The sequence below is a fragment of the Corallococcus exercitus genome, from assembly GCF_042231735.1.
GTDB classification, from domain to species: Bacteria; Myxococcota; Myxococcia; order Myxococcales; family Myxococcaceae; genus Corallococcus; species Corallococcus exercitus_B.
Genome location: NZ_CP102577.1, coordinates 4,866,458 through 4,890,869 on the forward strand (window position 1 = coordinate 4,866,458; position 24,412 = coordinate 4,890,869).

Genomic DNA, 24,412 nt, shown 5'->3' on the forward strand with positions numbered 1-24,412 from the left:
GAAGGAATCGCGGTGCGTCAGACGCGGAAGCGGCGGACCTCGGCGCGCAGGATCTCCGCCTGGCGCGTGAGGTTGTCGATGGCCTCTTCCAGCTGGCGCACCGAGCGCGTCTGGTGCTCGGACACGCCCTTGATGGTCTCCACGGCCTTGAGCACCTGCTCGCTGCCCTTGGTCTGCTCCTTCTGGGCGCGGTTCAGGTGGGTGACCATCTCGTTGATGCTCTCGATGGAGCGGGTGATCTGCTTGCTGCCGTGCGCCTGCTCCTGGCTGGAGCGCTGCACGTGCTGGGTGAGCGTCTTCATCCGCTCCGCGCTCTTCATGATCTGCTCGCCGCCCCGGGCCTGCTCGTTGGAGGCCTGGGAGATCATGGACACCGTGGCGGAGATGCGGTGGATGGCGGCCGTCACCTGCTTGCTGCCGCGCGCCTGCTCCACGGTGGCGCGGGCAATGGCCTTCACCATCTGCGTGGACTTCTGGGTGCTGTCGTTGATCTTCCGCAGGGCGCCTTCCGCCTCGCGGCCCAGCTGCACGCCCTCCTCCACGCTCTTGACGCCCTGGTTCATCACCACCACGGCGTTGCGGCTCTCCTCCTGCACGCCGCGGATGAGCTCGGCGATCTCCTTGGTGGACGCGCCGGTGCGCTCGGCCAGGTCCTTGATCTCCTCGGCCACCACCGCGAAGCCCTTGCCGTGCTCGCCCGCCTGCGCGGCGATGATGGCGGCGTTGAGGGCCAGCAGGTTCGTCTGCTCCGCCACGTCGTCAATGACGTTGAGGATGTTGCCAATCTCGCTGATGCGCCGGCCCAGGCTGTCGATGACGCCCGCGGCGGTGCGGCTGGTGTCCTTGATGCGGTCGATGCCGGAGAGCGTCTTGCGCAGGGCCTCCACGCCCGTCTGCGCGTCCTCGAAGACCTGCTCGGACAGGCGGGCCGTCTCATTGGCGTTGGCGTCGACCTGGCCGATGGCGGCGTCCATCTGGCTGATGGCGGAGGACGTGTCCTCGGTGGACGCGGAGAGGTCCTCGATGTTCTTGGCCACCTCCTTGATGGAGTACGTCATCTCCTCGATGGCGCTGGTGGTCTCCTCCACGCTGGCGGCCATGGCCTGGACGTTCTCCGCCACCTCGTCGTTGGTGGCGGCCATCTCCATGATGGAGGAGCTGCTCTCCTCCGCGCTCTGGTAGAGGACCTCCACGTTCTCCGCGATGCCGCGCAGGGAGGCCATCATCTCCACCATGGAGGAGGACGTCTCCTCCACGCGCGACTGCACGGTGCCCGCGCCGGAGGACACGGTGGTGCCGGTGCGGTGGATCTGCTCGATGACGCCGGCCACCACGTCGGACACGCCGCGCACGCGGCCCAGTGTGTCGCGCCAGGACTGGGCCATGCGGTTGAGGGCTTCGGCCAGCTGGCCCAGCTCGTCCTTGCTGTTGCGCACCTCCGCGCGGCCGGTGAGGTCTGCTTCCGCCAGCTTGCGCGCCATGGACATCATCGCGTCCAGCGGGTGGAGGATGAACGCGCGCGAGATGAGGAACGCCGTGAGGAGGAAGAGCACCAGGCCCACGACGAAGGCCAGCAGCACCGTGTGGCGCAGGGACTCGAGCACGCCCTCCAGCCGGGCCCCGGCCACCACCACGACGACCTCACCGGGCACGCTGTCCGCGAGCGTCACCGGCACGGACACGGCCCAGTCCTTGGAGTCGAACTTCGTCTCCGCCAGCGGCGGCAGGGGGCGCGACTGGAGGCGCTTCTCCAGGCCCTGGGTGAACCACTGGGGGGGCGTCGCGGGGTAGGTGGCGCGGGGCACGCCCTGGGCATCCAGGACGGCCACGACGCTGAAGTCGTCATCCTCCAGGTAGACCCCTTCCAGGGTGGGGACCGGTTGGGTCTTCGCCTGCTTTTCGACCAGGGCCTTGACCTCCCGGGCCTTGTTCTGGGCATGGAGCGCCATGCGTTCCCTCAGGTGGTTGTCCACCTGGAGGGGAACGACGAAGTAGAGCGTCCCCAGGATGACGGCCAACGCAAGACCGAACGAACCCAGGAGGATGCCCCGGAGACCGGGTTTCTTGAGGCGACGTGGCAAGGCCGGCCCACTGTAGGGAGGGTGGCCCGTCCGGGCAAGGAACGGACTTCCCCGCCTGCCGGGGCTGGACGCTGGGTTCCCGAAGGGAGGATGCGTAAGGTCCAGGGGATGACCGCGACCCTGCTGCTCACCGACCCGCTCTTCCTCCAGCACGACGCCGGTGAGGGCCACCCCGAGTCGCCCGCCCGCCTGCGGCGCATCCTCCAGGTGCTGGCGCGCAACCCCGTCGAGGGCACGGTGATGGCGCAGCCCCGCTCCGCCACGGACGCGGAGATTCTAGCGGTGCACACCCCCGCGCACCTGGAAGCGATGGAGAAGCTGGGGGGCCGCTTCGAGCGCATCGACGGGGACACGGCGGTGTCGCCGGACAGCATCGACGCGGCGCGGGTGGCGGCGGGCGCGGCGGTGCAGGCCGTGGAGCAGGTGATGGCGGGGCACGCGCGGAACGCGTTCGCGCTGGTGCGCCCGCCCGGCCACCACGCGGAGCCGGACCGGGCGATGGGCTTCTGCCTCTACAACAACGTCGCCATCGCGGCGGAGGCGGGCCGCCGGCTGGGGGCCGAGCGCGTGCTGGTGCTGGACTGGGACGTGCACCACGGCAACGGCACGCAGGCGGCGTTCTGGGGGCGGCGGGACGTGATGTACCAGTCGGTGCACCAGTTCCCCTACTACCCGGGCAGCGGCGCGGCGCCGGAGGTGGGGCGCGCGGAAGGCCAGGGCTTCACGGTCAACTGCGGCCTGCCGGGCGGCAACACGGACGCGGACTACGGGATGATCTTCCAGGAGCTGCTGCTCCCGGTGGCGCAGGCGTACCGGCCGGACCTGGTGCTGGTGTCCGCGGGGTTCGACCCGCACCGCGCGGATCCGATTGGCGGCATGGACGTCACCGAGCGCGGCTTCGCGGCGATGTGCACCGCCGTGCGCAAGCTGGCGGAGGAGGTCTCCGGCGGGAAGCTGGTGCTGGTGCTGGAGGGGGGCTATTCGCTGGAGGGGCTGTCGAACTCCGTGCACGCGTGCGTCGAGGTGCTGGCCGGGCGCGAGGACAGCTTCGCGCCCGGAGCCACCAACGCGGACGCGAGGGCGGCACTGGCCGCGAGCCGCGAAGCGCTCAAGCCGTACTGGGCCAGCGTGCGCTGACGCGCGACCGGCTCAGCCGCCGGACTGACGGCCTTCGATGGCGCACAGGAGCACCGCCGCGGCGATGCCCAGCCGCCGGTCCAGCCGGCGCTGCGTGTCCATGGAGAAGTCCAGGTCGATCTTCTGGATGAACGGGTTGAAGTGCTGCCGGAAGCTGAGCACCTGCTCACCGCCCAGGGTTCCGGTGAAGGTCTGCGGGAGGAGGTTGGTGAGGAAGCGCCGCACGAGCGCCAGCAGCATGCTGTCCTCTTCAATCCGCCCCACCTCCTGGCCGTCCACGTCCAGCACCAGCCACGTGTCACGCAGCATGGAGCTCAGGGCCTTGCGGCGCAGCGCGCCCACCCGTTCGCCGGTGGCCGCGTCGGTGACGTCGTAGGTGGCGCCGAAGTCCAGGATGCCGCGCGCCTGGATGGTGAGGAGCTCCTCCTGCATGTCCTCGCCGCTGTAGATGCGCAGGTCCTCCTTCAGCTTGAAGGCCTTCATCTTCGAGTAGAAGGCGACGTTGCCCGCCTCGTCGTAGATGTGGAACGCGCCGCCAAACAGCTTGAAGAACTTGCGGCGGATCAGGTAGCGGGACTGGCCGAGGCGCCCGGAGGCGAGCTCGCTCCGGGGACGGGTCTGGAGGGCGGAGGACATGGCCCTCCTCCCTAGCGCGAAGCGGCGCGCGGGGCCAGGGGGCTACTTGATGCCCTGCTTCGCCTTGCTCTCCGCCACGGCCTTCTGCGCGGTGGCGTGGATGTTGTCGAACTGGGCGCGGTACACGTCCGAGTGGCTCTTGCCCGTCGTGTCGTCCTTCTTGTTCTGGCGATCCCAGTAGCTTTCGAAGCTGGGGTCGGCGCCCTCCAGGCGCTTGCCGAAGCGGTCCATCTCCTTGGGCCAGCCCTGGTTGTCGATGCCGTGCTTCATCACGTCATGGTGGCGCTTGATGCCGTCGTACTCGATGCGCTCCATGTTCTGGGCGAACTTCTCCCGCCGGGCGCTCAGGTCCCCGCCGAAGGTCGGCTTGCCCAGCACGGCGTTGAGCTCGTTCTGGAAGGCATCGCTCGTGACCTTGCTGAACTTCTTCTGCTGCGCCACGTTGGTGGCCTCGAAGGCCATGACGCTGGCGCGCTTGGGGCCCGTGAGGTCCGGCCGCAGGCCGATCTGGTTGTCCTTCTTGTAGAACATGCCGCCATGGACCTGGTCCTTGGTGACGACATTGACCGGCTTGCCATCCGACGCCTTCGCGGCGTCCTCCGCCAGCGCCGCGTACTTCGGGTTCTTCAGCATCTCCTCGTGCGCCATCTTGTCGTAGACGGCATGCATCGAGGGGTCCGTGGGCGGCTTCTTCACCGGCTGCTGCTGCGTGGCATCAGGCCCCTGGGTCCGCTGCTTCTTCTGCGGCGGCCCCTCCACCGTGGGCTTGCGGATGGAGGAGGTGAGGTCGTCGTGCTTGCGCTTCACCGGAAGCGACGGGCCTGAGCTGAACTTGGAGATTCCACGGGGCATGGGGGCGCTCCTGAGGGGGAGGGGCTGGATGAACTGGAAGCGCAGGATAACGCCCGCCATGGCCCGGTGAACACGCCGCGTCACGCACGGCGTGTCCGACCTTCAAGCATCCATCAGTAGCAGAGGTAGTTGTCGTTCCAGGCGTGGGGGTCCGCGCCCTCGTGGATGAGCGTGCAGAGCTTGCCCGCGATGGGGCCCGCCTGCGACCACGACAGCTGCAGCGGGCTGTTGGTGGGCACGCAGAGGTAGTTGTCGTGCCACGTGTGCGCCGCGGGCTCGGAGCCCTCGGAGACCTGCGTGCAGCGCATGCCGGCGATGGGACCCGCGCTGCTCCACTGGAAGCCGTAGTTCACGGCCGAGCACAGGAAGTTGTCGTGCCACGTGTCCGGGTCGGACGACTCGTGCACCTGGGTGCAGTACCGGCCGGCGATGGGGCCCGACGAGGACCAGGCGAGGTCCGGCATCGTCTGGATGGCCTGGCGCAGGTTGGGCAGCCGGCCGATGTTGCGCGCATCCGCCGCCTGCGCCGTGCCCGTGCTGGCCAGCAGGCCGCGCACGTAGCGCGGGTCGAGCGCGCCCGTGCCGCGCGCACGCGCCACGCCCTGGAGGCTCAGCGCCGAGCCGGTGACGATGGGCGACGCGCTGGACGTGCCGCTGAAGGTGCCCGTGTAGTACTGGTCCTCGCCGTAGGCGGAGCCGAACAGGTCGCCGTAGCCCATGGTCGCCACGCTCTCACCCCAGCCGTGCACGTCCACGCGCGAGCCGAAGTTCGTCCAGCACATGGGCACGCGCGTGGTGGCGGTGCTCGCGCCCACCACGATGGCGCCCGAGTCGCGCACGTTGCGGTTGAAGACGCCGCCGTACGCGGCCTCGTCCAGGTTGGCGCTGCCGTTGCCCGCCGCCTCCACCACGGTGACGCCGTTGGCGGTGGCCGTGGCGATGGCGTCGTAGTTGGCCTGCCAGTACTCCATCGCGATGTAGTTGCACTGGCTCTGGTTGCAGGTACAGGGCGTGCTGTCCGCCGGCCCCTGCGCGTGCAGCTCGATCAGGATGACGCCGCCACGTCCCACGGCCGCCGCCGCGTTGGCGATGGCGGCGGCGGTGCCCTGCGAGGCCGCCGACACGCCCGCCGTCGCGCCGTGCGCGATGCCCGTCACGCCGTAGCCGTTGGCCGTGCCCACGACCTCCCCCAGCACCGCGGTGCCGTGGTTGCGCCAGCCCAGGTCGTTGTACTGCGCGCCCAGCTGCGTGAAGAGGGCCGGCATGTCCTCATGGGTGGTGCGCCAGCCGCCCTCGATGTCCACGAAGCGGATGCCCGCGCCGTTGCCACCGGCCACGCCCCACGCATAGCGCGCGTCCACGCCGCTGGGGGCCGCGTTGAGGTAGCCCTGGTTGCCCTCGTACAGCGGCGTGGTGGGGGCGATGTCCGCGGCGGCGAGCAGGGCGCGCAGCGCGGGCTCCATGCCGAAGTTCACCATGGCGGGCTCGGCGGGAGGCTCCGCGTAGGCGACCTCCACGCTGTCCAGCGCGTTGAGCGACGCGACGAGCTCCGCCACGCGCTCCGCGGTGGTGCCCGGCACGAGCGGCACCGCGTAGTAGAGGTTGAGGTCCGCCAGCTGGCGGCCACTCTCGGACTCGCCCAGCACCTTGCGCGCCTCCAGCGAAGCCTCCGCGTCCGTGAAGAGGCGGCGGAGCGCGGCGGCACGGGGCGCGCGCTCCAGCAGGGCCTGCGCGGTCTTCACGTCACCATCGAGCCGGGCCTCGGAGAGCCCCCGCCCGGCGAGCAGCGAGCGCTCGGACTCGGAGCGCTCCGCCGCGAGCGGGCGCAGCGCATCGCCACGCAGGCGCACGCGGCTGCCCTCCTGGAACTTCACCACCAGCCGCTCCACGGGCGTGCCCGACGGCAGCGCCTTCTGGAGGCGCTTGTCGGCGGCGGCGCGGGGCTGCAGCTCCTGGGGAGCCGCGAAGGCGGTGGTGCACAGCGTGAGCCCGACGAGCGCGCCCGTCAGGCGGGATGCGAAACGCGAAGTGGTCATCCGGTTCTCCGGGTGAGGAAGGGGACATCGCCGACGGAGCCGCCGGGCCTCCTGCCCGGTTCCTCCGTCGGCCCTCCACCCTAGAATGCCGGCCTGACATGGAATACGTCTAAGGCCCGACCTGACTTCAGGGCCCGCGTGGCCTCGTGTCCTGGAACGCTTCCAGCTGCGCGGCCAGCGCGCGCTGGAACGCGGGCCGAGCCTCGCAGCGTTCCTTGTAGGCCTTGAGCGAGGGATGGGCGTCGAGCACGTCCGTGTGCCGCAGGATGCGCAGCACCGTGGTCATCATCAGGTCCCCCACGGTGAAGCGGTCCTCCAGGTACGGGCGGTCTCCCAGCCACGTGGCCAGCTCGCCCAGGCGCTGGTGGATGTTCTTCACCACGTCGGGCCGGTGGAGCTTCGCCCACTGGGCATCCGGGACGAAGAGGTCGATCTCCGCGAGCTGCTGGATGTGGATCTCCAGCGAGTTCAGCGCCGCGAACAACCACGAGAGCGCACGCGCCCGGCCTGCCTCGTCCGTGGGGAGGAGCACGTCGCTCTTCAACGCAATGTGCACCAGGATGGCGCCCGACTCGAAGAGGGACAGGCCGTCCTCCTCGAACACCGGCACCTGCCCGAAGGGCTGCTGCATGCGGTAGTCGGCCGACCGCTGGACGTCGCCATCGATGAGCCTCGCCTGGTACGGCAGGCCCGCCTCCTCCAGCGCCCACCGCACCCGGAGGTCCCGCACCAGGCCCTGCGCGAACGGCGGCACCCACTTGAAAGCACTGACGGTGATCATGCCCGGCAGCCTCCCGTCACCCAGGCAGGCATGACCAGCGTCATCTGAAACGCCTGTCCACCTGGAGGCCCCTGCCCGGAGGACGATGCCCGTGTCGGGCCGGGTGGCCATCTCGTGCGCATGGGAGACGAAGCGCGCCGGGGCTCCGCACGGAGCCACACCTCGTGGCTCACCCGCGCCAGCCCGTTCCTGGCGTCGCTGCGTGGCTATGACCGGACGCGCCTGAAGAAGGACCTGATGGGCGCGCTCACGGTGACGGCGCTGCACATCCCGGAGGGCATGGCCTACGCGCAGCTCGCCGGGCTGCCTCCGCAGGCGGCGCTGTACTCCACCCCGGCGGCGCTGGCGCTCTACGCGCTGTTCGGCAGCTCGCGGCAGCTCATCATCGCGGTGTCCGCCAGCGTGTCGGTGCTCTCCGCCGCCACGGTGGGCGCGCTGGCGCAGCAGGGCACCCCGCGCTTCATGGCGCTCACGGCCGCGCTGGCCCTGATGGCGGGAGCCGTCGCCGTGCTGGCGGGCGTGCTGAAGCTGGGCCGCGTCGCGCAGTTCTTCTCCACCTCCGTGCTGAGCGGCTTCGTGTTCGGGCTGGCGCTCATCATCGCCATCAAGCAGGTGCCCAAGCTCCTGGGCATCGAGGGCGCGAAGGGAGGCTTCTTCGAGCGGCTGGGCTTCATCCTCTCCCACCTGGGACAGACGCATCCGCTGACGCTCGCCGTGGGAGCCGCGAGCATCGCGGCGCTGCTCTTGCTGGGGCGGGTGTCGCGGCGCATCCCGGCGGCGCTCGCGGTGCTGGTGCTGGGCATCGCCGTATCCTCCCTGCTGCACCTGGACGCGAAGGGGGTGGCCATCGTGGGGCATATCCCCGCGGGCCTCGTGCCGCCCCAGCTTCCGGACGTGGGGCTGAAGGACCTGCTCCAGCTGTTGCCGGGGGCGTGCGGCATCGCGCTGGTGGCGTTCGCGGAGGCCATCGGGCCGGCGCGCATGTTCGCCGCGAAGCACGGCTACGAGGTGGACCCCAACCGGGAGCTGGTGGGCCTGGGCGCCGCGAACCTGGGCGGCGGGCTCTTCCGGGGCTTCAGCATGGGGTGCAGCCTGTCCAAGTCCGCCGCGAATGATCAGGCGGGCTCCACCACGCAGGTGTCCTCGCTGGTGACGGCGGGGCTGACGCTGCTGGTGGCGCTGTTCCTCACCGGGCTGTTCCGCGCGCTGCCGGAGGCCACGCTGGGCGCCATCGTGGTGGTGGCCATCCTGGGGATGATGGACGTGAAGGCGCTGGTGCGGCTGGCGCGCCTGCGCCGGGGGGACTTCCTGGGCGCGGCGGTGGCGCTGGTGGCGGTGCTGGCCTTCGACGTGCTGCCCGGGCTGCTCATCGCGGTGGGCGTGTCGCTGTTCCTCACCGTCTACCGCGCCAGCCAGCCGCGCCTGAGCGAGCTGGGGCGGGTGCCGGGGACGCTGGACCTGGTGGCCACGCACCGCGAGGCCTCCGCCATCACCCTGCCCGGCCTGCACGTCATCCGGCCGGACGAAGGGCTCTTCTTCGCCAACGCGACGTCGCTGCGGGACGAGGTGCTCGCCCGCGTGCGCGACGCGAAGGTGCCGGTGCGCGAGGTGCTGCTGGACCTGGAGCTGACGGAGGACCTGGACGTGCCGGGTGCGGACATGCTGGCGGGCCTGCACGAGGACCTGTCGCGCCGGGGCATCACCCTGGCCCTGGCCCGCGTGCACGCGCCGACGCACCGGTTGCTGGAGCGCACGGGCGTGCTGGCGAAGGTGGGCCCGCGGAACGTGTACTCACAGGTGAGCGAGGGCGTGGAGGCCTGGATGGCGCGGCATGAGTCCCAGACCTGGCAGGAGTGGCGCCTCATCCAGGATGGGCTGTACCTGGTGCGCTCGCGGGTGGACGAAGCGGGCGCGGCGCTGCACGGCGAGGAGCGTCACCGGCAGGAGGACCTGCTCATCCGGCTGGATGAAGCGGACACGCGCATGCGGGAGCTGCTGCGGCACCTGCCGCATCCACCGGCGGATGATGACTCGCGGGGGCCCACGCACTGAGCCGCGCGGACCTGCCTCCTGAGCGCCCGCCCGCCCCCGGCTGCCGGAACGATGTGCGGACCGGCCCCCGTGGGCACCTCGTGCCCAGGAGGTGGCGAATGGCAAGCAAGGCGAAGTCCTCGGGCAACGGACACGGCAACGGTCACGGGAAGCAGGCGAAGCAGAAGCCCAACATCCTGGTCATCTGGGGAGATGACATCGGCTTCTGGAACATCAGCGCCTACAACCAGGGGATGATGGGCTACCGCACGCCCAACATCGACCGCATCGCGAAGGAGGGCGCGCTGATGACGGACTGCTACGGCCAGCAGAGCTGCACCGCGGGCCGCGCGGCGTTCATCACGGGCATGAACCCGCTTCGCACGGGGCTCACCACCATTGGCATGCCGGGCGCGAAGTACGGCCTGCAGGACTCCGACCCCACCATCGCGGAGATGCTCAAGCCGCTGGGCTACACCTGCGGCCAGTTCGGAAAGAACCACCTGGGCGACTCCAATCCCTACCTGCCCACGAACCACGGCTTCGACGAGTTCTTCGGCAACCTCTACCACCTCAACGCGGAGAACGAGCCCGAGTGCCCGGACTACCCCAAGGACCCGGCCTTCAAGGCGCGCTTCGGGCCGCGCGGCGTGCTGCACACCTGGGCCACGAACCGCAAGGACGTCACCGAGGACGCGCGCTGGGGCCTGGTGGGCAGCCAGCGCATCGAGGACACCGGCCCGCTCACGAAGAAGCGCATGGAGACGGTGGACGGTGAGTTCCTGAACGGGTCGCTGGACTTCATGGAGCGCGCGGTGAAGGAGGGCAAGCCGTTCTTCCTCTGGCACAACACCACGCGCAACCACGTCTGGACGTTCCTCCAGGAGAAGTACCGCAACGCCACGGGCTATGGCCTCTACGCGGACGCGATGCGGGAGCTGGACGACATCGTGGGCGTGCTGCTGGCGAAGCTGGACGAGCTGGGCATCGCGGACAACACGCTGGTGGTGTTCTCCACGGACAACGGCGCGGAGAAGATGGGCTGGCCGGACGGCGGCAACAGCCCGTTCCGGGGGGAGAAGGGTTCGACGTGGGAGGGCGGCGTGCGGGTGCCGTGCGCGGTGCGCTGGCCGGGCGTGGTGGAGCCGGGGCGCGTCATCAACGACATCTTCGCGCACGAGGACTGGATGCCCACGATGGTGGCGGCGGCGGGCGGCCCCACGGACCTGGTGGAGAAGTGCAAGCGCGGCTTCAAGGTGGGGAACAAGACCTTCAGGGTCCACCTGGACGGGTATGACCAGACGGGGCTCTTGGCGGGCACGGAGGAGGGCCGCCGGCACGAGTTCATCTACGTGCTCGACAGCGGCAACCTCGCGGCGGTCCGGTACAAGGACTGGAAGATCATCTTCAGCTACCAGGACGGCGAGGGCCCGGACATGTGGTTCAGCGGCAAGCGCTTCAACCCGGCGTGGCCCTACCTCATCAACCTGCGCTCGGACCCCTTCGAGTACGGTCCGCACTCCGGCCTGTACACGTCCTGGTACGGCGAGCGCATGTTCACCTTCGTCCCGGCGCAGATGCTGGTGAAGCAGTTCGCGGAGAGCCTCATCGAGTTCCTGCCCAGCCAGGCGCCGGGAAGCCTGAGCATCGGGCCGATGAAGGAGCGCGTGAAACAGAAGATGGCGGCGGCGCGCAAGCAGAAGGAGGAGCCCAGCATCAGCGACCAGGTCATGTCCCTGGCGAACGAGGTGGAGCAGTTCATCCACCGCTTCCAGCAATCGCACACGTAGCCCAACCCACCGCCACCGTCGGAGGGGGCATCGACGGCGGTGGCGGGGATTCCCTCTACTTCGGATCAGGAGGCCCCAGCTCCTGCGGGAGAGGCGTCCGGAGGAACTTCAGGCCCTTGGGCAACTGGATGACCTGGAAGCCCTGGCCGTCGATTTTGACGAGCGCACCATCGACGGCTTCTCCACTGGCCAGCCACGAATCCGCATCCGCCTGGGTCGCGAACTCTCTCGCGATGGGGACATGCGCCGACGCGTCAGAGAACTCCCGATGGTACTCAAGGAAGCCATCCAGCTTCTTGAGCCGGCGGAGGTAGAGCAATGAGACAGCAGCCAGTTGTACAGCTGCCTCTTCCTTGGAACCGGGCGGATAGCTCTTGCTCACGGCATCAAGGATTCTCAGCGTCGACTCCATCTCGAACTTCTTGGAAGCAGTCATGGCCTCGTCCTGTCCGCGGTCACTAGAGCGCAAGCGGGGCAAGAATCAACGCCCCTGATCCGCCAGTGGCGACGATGAACGCCACACCCGCGATGACGACGACGGTTCCCAGCGCCAACTCCGAGCGGTGCGCCCTCAGCCAATCGAGCGCTCCATCGATGTTCGAAAACCGAAGCTCCGCGACATCGCCTTTCTGGGGCGCCCGTTCTAGCGCCTCGATGCAATCCATGTAGCGTTCGCGGCACTCCCCCGTGCAGTACTCATGGTGCTTGCCAGAGCCCCGCTTGATGCTCGTCAGCGGCGGGGCGGAGTTCCAGCACCGGTCGAAGCACACGACATGTTCGGCGTCACAGTCGCGTCCGCCAGCACCGCCGATTCCACCTGCGTCTTCCGCGATGAGATAGACACGCGGTTCTGGCTTCTGGGCGTGTGAACACCCGCTGGATGCGGCGGCAGCGAGCAGGACCCACGCTCCAAGAGCCTTGGGCAGGGTTGCCTTCCGTCCTCGGACGCTTCGGGCCATCCAGGCTCCAAGCATGAGGGTCTTCGATAAAGGTTCGGCGACAGTGTATCCAGCCATCCCCGTCAACGCGCCGACACCCTCCCCGGCCCCCGGTGCGAGTGTCATTCCGCGCGCAGGGCCGGATGTTCTCCATTGGAGGACTTCCAGCCATGCACCGGAACGACATCCGTGACGCCGCGCCCGACTCGGAGCCCACCGACACCGCCGCGCGCCCTGGCCGCGCTCCGTTCCCGGACATGGTCTGGATTCCTGGCGGCACGTACTGGATGGGCTCCGACCATCACTATCCCGAAGAAGCCCCCGCCCATCAGGTGACCGTCTCCGGCTTCTGGATGGACCGCTTCACCGTGACGAACGAACAGTTCGCCCGCTTCGTCGAGGCCACCGGCTACGTCACCGTCGCTCAGCGGCCGCTCAACCCCGCGGACTACCCCGGCGCTCCTCCGGAGTCCCTCGTCCCCGGCTCGCTCGTCTTCCAGAAGGCCCAGGGTCCCGTGGACCTGGGCAACGTGGCCCACTGGTGGAGCTATGTCCCCGACGCCTGCTGGAAGCACCCCGAAGGCCGCCGCTCCTCCGTGAAGCACCGCCGCGACCACCCCGTCGTCCACGTCGCCTACGAAGACGCGGAGGCGTACGCCACCTGGGCCGGCAAGGCCCTCCCCTCCGAAGCCGAGTGGGAACGCGCCGCGCGCGGCGGCCTGGACCGCAACGAGTTCTGCTGGGGCAATGACTTCACCCCGGACGGCGAACACCTGGCCAACACCTGGCAGGGCTACTTCCCCTGGCAGAACCTCCGCGAGGACGGCCACGAGGGCACCTGCCCCGTCGGCGCCTTCCCTCCCAATGGCTATGGCCTCCACGAGATGGCCGGCAACGTCTGGGAATGGACCACCGACTGGTACCAGGAGCGCCACCAGGGCAACAAAGGCAAGGCGTGCTGCATCCCCGTCAACCCGCGCGGCCCCGCCACCGCCCAGGGCAGCCAGGACCCTTCCACGCCCGCCGTCACCATCCCGCGCCGGGTGCTCAAGGGCGGCAGCCACCTGTGCGCGCCCAACTACTGCCGCCGCTACCGCCCCGCGGCTCGCTCGCCCCAGGCCGTGGACAGCGGCGCCAGCCACATCGGCTTCCGCTGCATCGTGCGCCCTTGAGCGGCCTACGCGCTGCCGGCGCTGGGAGGCACGGGTGAGTCGCGCTCCACGGGCAGGCGCGGCGGCACCACCACCGAGGCGAGCACCAGCCCCAGCACCAGCTGGAGCGCCACCAGCAGCACGTTGAACAACCGCGCGTCGTCCGCGCCCGCGCTGCCCGCGCCGAGCAGCGCGACCACGGCCTCCGTGCCGATGAAGCCCGGCGCCAGCTGCAACATCCCGGGCATGATGACCGTCATGGGCATCCGGTCCCTCCCGCGCCCGTAGAGCAGCCCCGCCACGCCCAGCACGAACGCGGCCACCAGCGGACTGCCCCGGTCCCCGAGCAGCAGCTTCATCACCGCCTGCGCCTCGTAGGCGAGCAGCACCCCGCCGACAATCCACGCCACGTCCCGCGGCCGCCCCGACATGCACACCGACAGCGCCACGCCCCCCACCCCGACCAGGAGGAAGGTGAGCAGGGGCGGCAGCGCGTGCGCCTCGAAGTGCGGCGGCAGCGGCCCGCCGAAGCCCCAGAGCGTCCCCGCCGCCGCGATGCCCACGCCCAGCATCAGGAAGCGCATCACGCCGTACATGAGCCGGGGCAGGCCCGCCTCCACCGACTCCAGGGCCAGCTCCAGCGAGCCCAGCGTCACCACCATCGCGGGCACCAGCAGCGTCACCCCGCCGAACAGGGCCCGCACCACGCTGAAGCGCGGCAGGAGGAACGTGAACCCCAGGGCCACCAGCGTCCCCAGGAACGCCGCGACGAAGCTCTTCTGCAAGTCCAACCGCTGCGAGCGCAGCGTGCCGAAGTGGATGACGCCCGCGATGACGCCCACGAAGAAGGCCACGAACATCTCCAGCCACGCCCCGCCCACCCGCGCCGCCACCGCCGCGCCATAGACGCCGTAGGCCACGAACACGAGCCACTCCGGATACGGCGAGCGGGTCTTCAGGACGCGCTCCAGCTCCGCGCGGGCCTCGGGCAGCCGCACGCGCCCTTCATGGATGGCCTCCGCCAGCCGCAGCAGCGCCGCGGCCCGGCCCAGGTTCCAGTGCGGGTTGAAGGGCAGCCGCACGAAGGCCACCCGCGAGCGGCCCGGGGACACCACCTCCGTCAGGGCCACGCTCTGGAGCGTGAAGACCTCCATGTCCAATCCCCACGCCTTCGCCGCCCGGCGCACGCGCGCCTCCACCAGGGGCGCTGGCTGGTAGGCCAGGTGCAGGGCCTTCGCCAGGTCCAGCAGGAAGGCGGAGGCCGCCGCTTCGTCCACCGCACGGTCCGCCCCGGGCTCCTGCGTCATGGAGACTCCGCGGTGGGAGCCTCTTCCACGCCGGGCTTGCCGCCCGGGCCCCGCGTGTCCTTGAAGGAGAAGCTGGCGCCCACCAGCAGCGTGGCCTGGAAGTAGCGGACGTCCTGGCTGCGCGTGGAGGCGGACAGGCCCAGCTGCTGGAGCGTCTCCGAGAACCGCTCGGTCTGCTTGCTGCCCCACGCCAGGTTGCCGCCGAACGTGAAGCGCGAGCGGCCCAGGAGGAAGTGGACGCCCGAGGCGACGTGGTACAGGTCCCAGCCCCCGAGCAGCGCGTTCGTCCCCGGCGTCTGCTCCAGCGCGCTGAAGTCCGTGTGCCCGCTCAGGTACACCCGCAGCCGGTCCCCCAGCGGCTGCTCGACGCCCAGCGCCGCGTTCAACACGGGCTTGAGCGCGAAGGCGTAGTCCCCATTGATGATCTCCGTGGAGTCGCGCGGAACGATGGGTTCGGTGTCCACCAGCGTGAGGGAGGAGACGCGCGCGAAGCCCTCCACGGACGCGTACAGCGTGGTCGAGCCAAAGCTCCGGCTGACCCCGAGCGCCGCGGCCCAGGAGTTGCGGAAGTGCGCCGGCAGGTCCTCCTGGAAGTCGAACACGGGCGCGGGCGCGTTCGTGTCGAACCCCTGGGATTGGACGGCGCGCTCGAGCCCCGTGGAGCCCTGCCCCCAGATGGCCAGGCTCGGCGTCGTCAGGGTGAGCCCCACGGCCCACGGGCCCTGCTGGTAGCTGGCGCCCACCTTCAGCAACACCCGGATGTGGTCGACCTCCAGGTCGCGGCCCAGGGTCGCCAGCAGCCGCTGCCCGGCGTCACCGGAGCCCTGCGCGAGCGTCTGGAAGCGCAGCTCGTGGTGCCGGGTCGCGACGAACGGCGTCAACCCCAGGCCCAGGTGTTCGGTGATGGGGGTGGCCCAGGAGAGGCCCGTCCAGTACTCGCTCACGGACTGGTCCAGGCGCACGTCCGTGGACAGCGAGTCCAGGCCCTGCACGCCGCCCAGGTCCACGCCCGTCCGCGTGCCGCGCGTCTGCAGGCTGTAGGAGAAGCCCTGGCGCGTGAGCAGCGAGTAGGCCAGCCGGGACTTCCCCAGGAACTCGAAGCGCAGCGAGCCCGCGATCAACGACGGCAGCACGTCCACGTTGGAGTCGGACAGGTCCCTTCCCTGCCCCTGCCCGTCCTCCACGTGCACGGTCGTGTACTCGTACACGCTGCCGGTGAGCTCCAGCTCCGGCGCGCCCAGCAGCGCGAGCGCTCCGGGGTTGTAATAGACGGCGCTGATGTCCTTCGGGTCGCCCACGAAGGCGCCCCCCAGCAGCCACGCCCGGTTGCCGAACTGCCGCGTGTTGTAGTGCGCGTCCTGCGCCAGCGCCGGCATGGACACGAGCAGTCCCAGCACCGCGCCCATCACCGTGCTGCCCCGGGCCCTGGATTGGATTGGCGTCATGGCGTCAGTGCACCTGTGGCGATAGGGCGGGCGCGCCATCCGGGGCGGCCCGCGCGTCGTCTCGCGTTTCGAGGTAGGCGCGCACGGCCGCGCCCACCGTGGGGAAGAGCAGGTCCTGTCCAATCAGCGCGGCCAGCCCCGAGCGATTCAGCATCCGGCGCATGGGCGCGCGCGCCTGGGCCACGGCGAAGACGATGCCTTCCTCCGTGAGCTCGTGGCGCACCTGGTCCAGGCTCTCCGCGGCGGTGATGTCCAGGTCGAACACGGAGGACGCGTCCAGCACGAACCAGCGCACCGGCTGGCGCGAGTCCGCCACCAGCCGGTGCACCTGTTCGCGCAGGAAGCGCGCGTTGGCGAAGAAGAGGGGCGCGTCGAAGCGGTAGACGACGAGGCCGGGGAGGGTCTCCGCGTCCGCGTGGCCCTCCACGTCGTGCCAGCCGGGCAGCCCCTCGCGCTCGCCCAGGACGGCGTCGTGCGGGTGCGCCGCGCGGCGGATGAGGTCCACCAGCGCCAGCGCCACCGCGATGAGGATGCCCTGGAGGATGCCCAGGAAGAGCACGCCCAGCGTCGTCACCACCGCGAGCACCGCCTCCATCGGCCGCACGCGCCAGAGCAGGAGGAGGGGTGTCAACTCCAGCAGGTACACCGCCGCGACGATGACAATGGCCCCCAGCGTCACCAGGGGCAGGTGGGAGAGCAGCGGCGTGAAGAACAGCGAGAACACCAGGACCACCACCGCCGCGCCCACGCCGACCAGCTGCGTGCGCCCCTTCATGGACACGTTGACCGCCGTGCGCGAGTCGCTGCCCGTCACCGGGAAGCCCTGCGTGAGGCCGGTGAGCAGGTTGGCCGCCGCCTGGCCGAAGAACTCCTGATGGGTGTCCAGCCGGTAGCCGAAGCGGTCCGCGTAGATGCGGCCCGTGAGCACGGAGCTGGCGTAGTTCACCAGCGCGAGGCTGAAGGCCGCCGGCAGGAGCGTGCGCACGTCCTCGAAGCGCGGGGAGGGCAGGCCGAAGGCGGGCGCCGACGCCTCGATGGCCCCCACCACCTTCACGCCGCCGTGTTCCAGCTGGAGCCTCCAGGTCACCAGCGTGGTGAGCGCCACCATCACCAGCGGCGCGGGCCAGCGAGGCAGGAAGCGGCGCATGGCGACGAGCGCCGCGACGATGCCCAGCCCCAGGGTCAGCGTGGGCACGTGCGTGCGGCCCACGTTCGCCGCCACCTCGTGGAGCTGCCCCGCGAACTCGTTCGACCTGCGCTCCAGCCCGAACATCCGGGCCAGCTGGCTGCCGATGATGATCAGCGCCGCGCCGTTGACGTAGCCGATGAGGATGGGCCTCGACAGGAAGTCCGCCAGCGCTCCCGCGCGGCACAGCCCGCACAGCAGGCTCAGCCCGCCCACCATCAACGCCAGCAGCGCCGCCAGGGAGGCCAGCCGCTCCGGCCCGCCGGCCCCCACCACCGGGGCCAGCGCCGTCGCGGTGAGGATGGCCGCGCCCGCCTCCGGCCCCAGCAGCAGGTGGCGCGACGGGCCGAACAGCGCGTAGGCCAGCATCGCGAAGACGCCCGCGTACAGCCCCGCCACGGGACGCACGCCGACAATCTGGGCGTAGGCCAGCCCCTGGGGAATCAGCATCGCGCCCACGGTGAGCGCGGCCAGCACGTCCGCGCGCAGCCAGCGCCGCTCATACGTCCGCGCCTGCTCGACGCCCGGGAGCACCCGACTCAGGACCTGACCGGCCGTGGCCGCGGTGCGCTTCATGACCCTTCCCCCCCCGTGTGCCTGGCCTCCCGGACGCAAGGAAGGGTGGAGGCGCCCGGGGCTCACGGCATCACCCACCCGGGTGCGTTGCGCGCATCGGCTCCAGGACACGGAGGGTCTACGGGTTCGCGGAGGCCCGCCTGCCCGGCGGCAGCGTCGGCCCGCCTCCGCGCTCGGACGCCTGGTGGCGCGGGTTCCAGAGCAGGTACGGCACCAGCGCCAGGGTGCGGATGAGCAGGTACAGCCCCATGACGCCCAGCAGGCTCTTCATGGGATAGGTGCTGCCGCCCAGGCAGAAGGCGAAGGCGGGGTTGCCGAAGACGGCGGAGATGGCCAGCGCCGTGCGGTCCTCGGGCCGGGGGCGGCCGGCCACGTGGCCCAGCGCCGTGGAGCCCAGCGTCACCACCACCATCGCGACCAGGGCCCAGAAGGGGAGGCGCTTCAGCAGCGGGAAGCTCGCGGCGAGCAGCGCCAGCACGGCCACGCCCAGGGCGAAGTTGAAGTAGAGCTTCACCGGCCTGCGCAGCCGGCGTGCCCACACGGGCGACAGCTTCTGGAAGCCGATGCCCAGGGCGAAGGGGATGAGGAACGGGAGCATGACCCTGGACAGGAGCACCTGGTACGGCGGTGGCTGGATGGCCAGGGGGAACAGCTGCGCCAGCAGCTTCAGCGACCACGGCATCAACACGATGGCGACGAGCGACAGGGTGATGGACAGCGCCAGGGCCAGCGGCAGGTTGCCCTTCTGCTGCGACACGACGTTGAGCGCCATGGGCAGTCCCGGGCAGAACGCCATCAGCGCGATGACGCCCTGGGCGGTGGGCCCCAGCGGCAGCACCTTCACCACGATGATGGACAGCAGCGGCACGCCGATGAGGCACACGCCCAGCCCGCGCGCGAACGCCGGCTGCCGCACGCCCCGGCCCAGGTCCTCCAGGTGCCACGACAGGCCCTGCGACAAGCCGAGCGCGACGATGAAGGTCGAGATCATCAGCCCGATGAAGTCTTGCAGGGCGTGCATCAGCGGCCCTCCGGGAAGACGCGCTTCCAGTCCTGGCGCATGCTGACCACGGTCCAGCCGCCCTCGCGCGCGGCCTTCAGCGACGCGTCGTTCTTCTCCGCGTAGGCGAACTCGCGCTCCGCGTCGTCGTGGTGGATGAGCAGGGCGAAACCCTGGCGCGGCTGCTCCTTCGTGTACTGGAGCATCTGGATGTCACCGCCCGAGCGCACGTTGCCCGCCGCGAACACGGGCCGCCGGCCGATGTGCTGCTCGATGCCCACCGGCTTGCCGGCCTTGTCGTTGAGGTGGTCCAGGCGGGCCTCGCGCCGGAGCACCGGGTGGCCGTTGCCCTCGTCGAACTTCTCCTTGAGGTTGCTGCCGATGACCTGCTGGGGCGGGATGCCGTAGGTGTCCTCGGAGATGGCCCGCATGAAGTCGGTGCCGCCGCCCGAGGAGATCCACGTCTGGAAGCCGTTCGCGCGCAGGTACTGGAGCAGCTCCAGCATGGGCGTGTAGACGAGCTGCGTGTACGGCACGCCCAGCTTCGGGTGGCGCGCGGTCTGGAAGAAGGCGCGGGCCTCGCGGTCGAACTCCTCCTGCGTCTTGCCCGCGTGGGTGGCGGCGACCAGCTCCATCAACTGGGGCTCGTCCATGGCGGACAGCAGGGCCACGTCCCCTTCCAGCACGGCCTTGAAGGGCTGCCGCTTCGCGAGCGACGCGTCCTCCTTCACGCGGGCCTTGACCTGCTCCAGGAGGAAGGCGCCCTGCACGACGGGCTGCTCCTGCCAGAGCGTGCCGTCGTTGTCGAAGGTGGCGATGCGCTCCTCCGGCGGGATGAAGCCGGGGCCGCCCTCGGTGGTGGCGCGGGTGACGAAGTCGACGATGGACTGCTTCACCGGGCCGTCGTTCCAGGAGGGCAGCGGATCCGCCGCCAGCGCCTGGAGGGGAACGGCGACCAGCAGCGCGAGCGCCCAGGCCGGTTGCTTCCACGTACGTCGCCTCACGGCCGCCTCCTGTTCCCGTGCAATCCCAGACATCAGGAGGGTGGGAACGCGGAGGCGCCTCCACAACGCGGCGTGGAGGGCGCGGGAGGAGGGCCCGCTGTGCCCGGCCGTCAGTGGGGAGTCAGAGGCTCCCGCGCCACTGGCGGGAGCCTCCGGTGTTTGCGCGAAGGAGGAAGCGGCGCAGCACAGGCCCCCACGAGCCCCAGCAGCCACCTTCCTGTCCGGGCTCCCGCCATGTGCCTCCCCCGCCTGCGCTGCGCCCGGGAATGAAGCTGGTGAGGAAGTGGAGGCCGTCGCCACGGACCTTCAGTCTCACGCATCTGTCCGCTGACGCGGGCCAACGCCTGCTCACCCCGGGTCGAGATTCCAGGTGCCTTCGGCCCAATACTGGAGCGTCTGCCGCGCACCAAAGGGAATGAGCCCTGTTCCCTTCGCGGCCTCCTCCAGTACTGACCTGGCTTCTTCAGTGCGGTAACGCAGGAGGAATGCCGCCGCCATTACACGGACATCCATCCGCTCATGCTTGAGCAGCACACAAAGGGCCTCACGGCCAACGTCGCCCGACTCCAAGAGCTTGCTGACCGCGGCAATGTACTTCCGGGCGTGCTTGTTGCCCGCCCTCGCGTCCCCGCGGAACAGGGCCTCGTTCTGGGCCACGACATGGTGCGCGAACTGCTCCACGAGTTCCTTCAGCTCCATCACGAGTAATCTATACGGACATCCCGTGTCACCCCTCGGGCGTCCTGGCTTGGAATGAAGGTGGTCTTACGCGTGGCGCCAGCGCGCGGACAGCACGGTCAGGGCCATCAGCGCACTGCCCGCGCCTGCGAGGGCAATCAGGGGCCGCCGCAGCTTCGCGCCCAGAGCCTCCAGTGCTCCGGCCGTGATCTCCCGGCTCGTGCGCCGCACCAGCTCCTGGTTGCGCGGCGCCTCCCGCCAGCGGAGCTCCTCCTGCGTGAGCGCGCTCCCAGCCCCCCGCATGGTCGCGGCGGCGGTGCGCTCGGCGAGCGTCGCCAGCGCTTCGCCGGAGGCCATTGGACTCGACGCCAGCTCCTCGCGCAGGCCCGCCGCCAGTCCGCGCACCAGCCCCTGCCCCGCTCGCTCCACCAGCCCCAGCAGCAGCCCGGAGTCCTCGCGCAGCTTGGACTCGACGCCCACCACCAGCCCCCGGCCCACCTTGGAGGCCACCTCCTCTCCCAATGGCGACAGGCCGCGCGCATCCTCCAGGATGACAGGAAGGGCTTCGTGCAGCTGCTCCGTGGCCGCCTTCACCACGCCCCGGGCCATCACCTGCGCCCGCTCCCCCGGCGCGCGGATCTCATCCGTGCGGGAGTGGGCGAACATCACCACCTCGTCGAAGAGGTGATTGAGGCGCACCATGAAGCCATGAAGGGGCAGGCCCCCGTCGTTCCATTCCCGCTCCAGCGCCTTCAGCGCCCCCTCCATGGCGGCGCCCGCGAACTCCTGGGTCGCGACCGCCGGCGCCCCGGATTCACGCTCGGCGGCCTCGTGCGCCAGACGGGCCAGCACCGTGAGCACGTCCTGGAGCAACGCGTGCAGCTGCCCATCCGCGTCCGGCAGCTCCTTGCGAATCCCTTCGGCCGTGCCGCGCACCACGCCGGTCGCGATCTCGCGCGCCGCCAGCTTCTGCAGTGACACCGTGAGGTTGCGAAGCGCCTCGATGGGTCCCGTGCGGCCCGTGCTTCCCATCCGCACACCCGTCCTTCCCCTGGGGGTTCCCCAGGAGGATGTGGCCCTGGGGACACCGGGACAATGAATGACATCCAGCCATGCCCGCCGCCCGCCACGCCGCCCCCCTGGGCGGCATGGGCTACCACACGCCGGACATCGACCGGCTGGCGAAGGAGGGAGCGCTCTTCACCGACTACTACGCCCAGCAGAGCTGCACCGCGGGCCGCGCCGCCTTCATCACCGGCCTCACCAAGGTCGGCATGCCCGGCGCGAAGGCCCCTACGCCTTCGCGCCGCGCTTCGGCTTGGGCAAGAGGTCCTTCCAGAGGCCCGAGTACTTCTTCTGGTACTTCGGGTCCTCCTCCTGGGAGATGAGCTCCACGGCGAGCTTCGGGAGCGAGTCATCCGGCGTGGCGTCGTGGGTCTTCCGGAGCACTTCCAGGATGTCGTAGCGGATCAGCGTCCCGTTCTTCTCCGTGGCGCATTCCTGGAAGCGCTTCTTCAGGCGGCCCACCACCGCCTTGCGCAGGGGCTCGCTCGCCGTCGCCACGCGCCAGAGCGCCTGGAGCGAGTGCCGCGCGGTGACGAACTTCTCGTCCTTCGTCGCGGCCATGAGCCGGTCCAGGTCCTTCAGCATCCGGCCTTCCGTGTCGCTCTTGGCCAGGTTCGCCAGCACCTGCGCGGCGATGGCCCGCTGGTGGTTGTCGCCCTCCTTCAGCAGCGCCAGCAGTCCGTCCCAGACCTCCGCGGCCCAGTCCACCGGCGCCTGCGTCACCTCCATGACGTGGCGGAAGGAGGCATAGCGGGAGTCCGCGTCCTGGCTGCGCAGGTTGGCGAAATGGTCACGGGTGGCCTTGTCCATGGGCGGTGTTTCTAATCCAGCTTCGCCAGGAAACACGCCTTGTGCGTGTCGGGGGCTTGAGGCATCCAGGGGCCTCTTTCCGGCCCCGGAACCTCGCGACATGACCGACACCCCATCCCCCGTCGCAGCCCCTCGAAGCAGGCGCTGGCGCCGCGTGGCGCTGTGGGCCCTGCTGGCGGTCGCGGTGCTGGAAGTGGCCCTCAACGTCGCGCTCAACACCGGCGTCACCCAGGCCATCATGGGCCGCGCGACGGACCGCACGCAGCTGACGTGGCAGCGCGCGTGGTGGCTGTGGCCCGTGGGCCGGCTCCACCTGAAGGGCTTCACCCTCACCCAGCAGGACGCGGACGTCTGGTGGAAGGTGGAGGTGGACGCGCTGGAGGCGGGCATGTCGCTCACGGGCCTGCTGCGAAAGCGCGTGGACGTGGACGGCATCGACGGACATGGCGCGACCTTCCACCTGGAGCCGTCCGGCGCGCCCGAACAGCCGTCCGCCCCGAGCAGCAAGCCCTGGGTCATCCACCTGAAGGACGTCACGCTGCACCAGGTGCGCGAGCTGGACTTCAGCCGCGTGCGCTTCGCGGGCGCGCTGGACGTCACCGGCACGCTGAACCTCCAGTCCCGCGAACGGCTCCGGGTGGACCTGCCGTCGGTGCGCGTGAGTGAGGGCTTCATCGAGGTGGACGGCAAGCGCGTCGCGAGGCTGGAGTCGCTCGACTCGCGCGCCCTGCTCGACGCGCCCTTCCGGCCCGGCAAGGGCTACGACCTCTCCCAGGCCCTCAGTGGCCAGGTGAAGACACACCTCGACGTGCTGCCGCTGGATTGGATCAACGACCAGCTGGGCGCGAGCGCCCCCGTGTCCCTTCGCGGCGGCGCCGGCCGGGTGGACCTGGACGTGCGCATGCAGCGCAACACCCTGGAGCCCGGCAGCCAGCTGAAGGCCTCCGGCGCGACGCTGGACCTGCGCGCGGGCCCCATGCGGGCGCAGGCCCCGTGGAGCCTGGAGGCGTCCATGCCCGCCGGGCAGCAGGGGCCGCCCTCCGGCACGGTGCGGTTGGCCTTCGCGCCCGTGCGCGTGTCGGGCGCCCGGGGCAACGACGTGGAGGTGCCGGAGGTGGCCCTCACCGTGCTGGCACGGCGGCGCGAAGGCCAGGCGGGCCTGGACCTGGAGCCCGAGCTGCGCGTGGCGAAGAGCAAGCCCCTGGACCTGCGCGTGCTCAACCCGTGGCTGGGACAGACGCTCGAAATCGACTCCGGCCACGTGACCATTCGCAGCGAGGAGCCAGCCAAGGGCGCGAAGGCGCGCAACACCCTGGAGCTGCGCATGGACACGGACCTCGTCTCCGGCCGCATGGGACAGAACAAGGTCCTCTTGCGCGCGGAGGTGGAGGTGGACGCGCGGCACCTGTCCTGGGACATGACGGAGCTGGGCCTGAGCGGCACGACGCTGCGGCTGAGCCAGGTGTCGTCCAACGGCAACGTGCCCATCCGCGCGTGGAGCGGGAACTTCACCCTGCCCCGCGCCAGCCTCAGCCTGTCCCCCACGGTGCTCAAGGCGCGCTTCGCCAGCCAGCTCACCGACACGCAGCCCCTGGTGGCGCTCATCACGTCGTCCAAGAAGCTGCCCGGCTTCCTCACGTCGCTGCTCAACATCCCGAAGGTGGAGGTGACGGGGCAGGTGCAGATCGACGAGCGCGGGCTCCAGCTGCGCGAGCTGAAGGCGAAGGGCGACGGCTTCTCCCTGGAAGGGCACCTGGACCTCGTGCAGGGCAACATGACGGGCGCCCTGCTGGCGACGCTGGGCGCGGTGACGGGCGGCATCGAGCTGCGGCCCGGCAAGCACGACCTGCACCTCATGAAGGCCACGGAGTGGTTCAAGGGCCAGCCGGTGCCGCCGTTCCGGTAGGG

General features: G+C 70.4%; 20 protein-coding genes and 1 pseudogene. 6 read left to right on the top strand and 15 right to left on the bottom strand.

All coding sequences use genetic code 11. The annotated features are described in order from the left end of the window. Nucleotides 1-17 precede the first annotated feature (17 nt). The gene (locus NR792_RS18885) at nucleotides 18-2,081 is read right to left on the bottom strand and encodes a methyl-accepting chemotaxis protein (protein ID WP_375761404.1); all 2,064 of its coding nucleotides are present in this window, start codon (nucleotides 2,079-2,081) and stop codon (nucleotides 18-20) included. A gap of 108 nt (nucleotides 2,082-2,189) precedes the next feature. On the opposite strand from NR792_RS18885, the gene NR792_RS18890 reads away from it, so the two are divergent. Then, nucleotides 2,190-3,218, top strand: a complete 1,029-nt coding sequence (locus NR792_RS18890; RefSeq protein WP_375761405.1) for a histone deacetylase — start codon at nucleotides 2,190-2,192, stop codon at nucleotides 3,216-3,218. A 12-nt stretch (nucleotides 3,219-3,230) separates the two neighbouring features. Here NR792_RS18890 and NR792_RS18895 read toward each other — a convergent pair whose 3' ends face one another. The 4 genes from NR792_RS18895 to NR792_RS18910 all read right to left on the bottom strand — a co-directional run bounded on the left by NR792_RS18895 (nucleotide 3,231) and on the right by NR792_RS18910 (nucleotide 7,523). Continuing rightward, nucleotides 3,231-3,854 carry a hypothetical protein gene (locus NR792_RS18895; protein ID WP_375761406.1) on the bottom strand — a complete coding sequence of 208 codons (624 nt, stop codon included), beginning with the start codon at nucleotides 3,852-3,854 and terminating at the stop codon, nucleotides 3,231-3,233. Between the two features lie 42 nt (nucleotides 3,855-3,896). Next, the gene (locus NR792_RS18900) at nucleotides 3,897-4,706 is read right to left on the bottom strand and encodes a hypothetical protein (RefSeq protein ID WP_375761407.1); all 810 of its coding nucleotides are present in this window, start codon (nucleotides 4,704-4,706) and stop codon (nucleotides 3,897-3,899) included. Between the two features lie 113 nt (nucleotides 4,707-4,819). Beyond that, the gene (locus NR792_RS18905) at nucleotides 4,820-6,742 is read right to left on the bottom strand and encodes a S8 family peptidase (protein WP_375761408.1); all 1,923 of its coding nucleotides are present in this window, start codon (nucleotides 6,740-6,742) and stop codon (nucleotides 4,820-4,822) included. A 127-nt stretch (nucleotides 6,743-6,869) separates the two neighbouring features. After that, nucleotides 6,870-7,523 carry a glutathione S-transferase family protein gene (locus NR792_RS18910; RefSeq protein ID WP_375761409.1) on the bottom strand — a complete coding sequence of 218 codons (654 nt, stop codon included), beginning with the start codon at nucleotides 7,521-7,523 and terminating at the stop codon, nucleotides 6,870-6,872. Nucleotides 7,524-7,643: 120 nt separating this feature from the next. Here NR792_RS18910 and NR792_RS18915 point away from each other — a divergent pair, with 120 nt between their 5' ends. Next, on the top strand, nucleotides 7,644-9,575 hold the full coding sequence (locus NR792_RS18915) for a SulP family inorganic anion transporter (RefSeq protein WP_375761410.1): 1,932 nt from the start codon (nucleotides 7,644-7,646) through the stop codon (nucleotides 9,573-9,575). Between the two features lie 98 nt (nucleotides 9,576-9,673). After that, entirely contained in the window at nucleotides 9,674-11,344 is a 1,671-nt protein-coding gene (locus tag NR792_RS18920) for an arylsulfatase (RefSeq protein WP_375761411.1), read from the top strand. Between the two features lie 55 nt (nucleotides 11,345-11,399). Here NR792_RS18920 and NR792_RS18925 read toward each other — a convergent pair whose 3' ends face one another. Together NR792_RS18925 and NR792_RS18930 are read right to left on the bottom strand one after the other, a co-directional pair. Then, on the bottom strand, nucleotides 11,400-11,780 hold the full coding sequence (locus tag NR792_RS18925; protein WP_375761412.1) for a hypothetical protein: 381 nt from the start codon (nucleotides 11,778-11,780) through the stop codon (nucleotides 11,400-11,402). Nucleotides 11,781-11,802: 22 nt separating this feature from the next. Next, the gene (locus NR792_RS18930; RefSeq protein WP_375761413.1) at nucleotides 11,803-12,303 is read right to left on the bottom strand and encodes a hypothetical protein; all 501 of its coding nucleotides are present in this window, start codon (nucleotides 12,301-12,303) and stop codon (nucleotides 11,803-11,805) included. A 149-nt stretch (nucleotides 12,304-12,452) separates the two neighbouring features. On the opposite strand from NR792_RS18930, the gene NR792_RS18935 reads away from it, so the two are divergent. Then, the gene (locus NR792_RS18935; protein WP_375761414.1) at nucleotides 12,453-13,454 is read left to right on the top strand and encodes a formylglycine-generating enzyme family protein; all 1,002 of its coding nucleotides are present in this window, start codon (nucleotides 12,453-12,455) and stop codon (nucleotides 13,452-13,454) included. 5 nt (nucleotides 13,455-13,459) lie between these two features. Here the strand turns inward: NR792_RS18935 and NR792_RS18940 are convergent, their stop codons facing one another. From NR792_RS18940 to NR792_RS18970, 7 genes are all read right to left on the bottom strand, one after another. After that, a complete protein-coding gene (locus NR792_RS18940) occupies nucleotides 13,460-14,740 on the bottom strand; it encodes a threonine/serine exporter ThrE family protein (protein ID WP_375761415.1) in 1,281 nt (426 codons plus the stop codon). Beyond that, a complete protein-coding gene (locus NR792_RS18945; RefSeq protein WP_375761416.1) occupies nucleotides 14,737-16,185 on the bottom strand; it encodes a hypothetical protein in 1,449 nt (482 codons plus the stop codon). Before NR792_RS18945 ends, NR792_RS18940 begins: the two co-directional genes overlap by 4 nt. 4 nt (nucleotides 16,186-16,189) lie before the next feature. Then, nucleotides 16,190-17,947, bottom strand: a complete 1,758-nt coding sequence (locus tag NR792_RS18950) for a SulP family inorganic anion transporter (RefSeq protein WP_375761417.1) — start codon at nucleotides 17,945-17,947, stop codon at nucleotides 16,190-16,192. Nucleotides 17,948-18,065: 118 nt separating this feature from the next. Continuing rightward, nucleotides 18,066-18,968, bottom strand: coding sequence for a bile acid:sodium symporter family protein (locus tag NR792_RS18955; RefSeq protein WP_375761418.1), 903 nt, complete (start codon nucleotides 18,966-18,968; stop codon nucleotides 18,066-18,068). Further along, a complete protein-coding gene (locus tag NR792_RS18960) occupies nucleotides 18,968-19,951 on the bottom strand; it encodes an HAD family hydrolase (protein ID WP_375761419.1) in 984 nt (327 codons plus the stop codon). Before NR792_RS18960 ends, NR792_RS18955 begins: the two co-directional genes overlap by 1 nt. A gap of 348 nt (nucleotides 19,952-20,299) precedes the next feature. Then, a complete protein-coding gene (locus NR792_RS18965) occupies nucleotides 20,300-20,650 on the bottom strand; it encodes a DUF2019 domain-containing protein (RefSeq protein ID WP_375761648.1) in 351 nt (116 codons plus the stop codon). A gap of 66 nt (nucleotides 20,651-20,716) precedes the next feature. Further along, nucleotides 20,717-21,661 (bottom strand): hypothetical protein, encoded by a 945-nt coding sequence (locus tag NR792_RS18970; RefSeq protein WP_375761420.1) that lies wholly within the window; start codon nucleotides 21,659-21,661, stop codon nucleotides 20,717-20,719. A 110-nt stretch (nucleotides 21,662-21,771) separates the two neighbouring features. Here NR792_RS18970 and NR792_RS18975 point away from each other — a divergent pair. Next, nucleotides 21,772-21,918: pseudogene (locus NR792_RS18975) on the top strand (sulfatase-like hydrolase/transferase); the annotation flags it as partial. 4 nt (nucleotides 21,919-21,922) lie between these two features. On the opposite strand, the gene NR792_RS18980 reads toward NR792_RS18975, so the two are convergent. Continuing rightward, nucleotides 21,923-22,504 carry a hypothetical protein gene (locus NR792_RS18980; RefSeq protein WP_375761421.1) on the bottom strand — a complete coding sequence of 194 codons (582 nt, stop codon included), beginning with the start codon at nucleotides 22,502-22,504 and terminating at the stop codon, nucleotides 21,923-21,925. A 154-nt stretch (nucleotides 22,505-22,658) separates the two neighbouring features. Between NR792_RS18980 and NR792_RS18985 the strand changes: the two genes are divergently transcribed. Further along, complete coding sequence (locus NR792_RS18985; protein ID WP_375761422.1) at nucleotides 22,659-24,410, top strand: hypothetical protein; 1,752 nt, start codon at nucleotides 22,659-22,661, stop codon at nucleotides 24,408-24,410. Nucleotides 24,411-24,412: the final 2 nt, after the last annotated feature.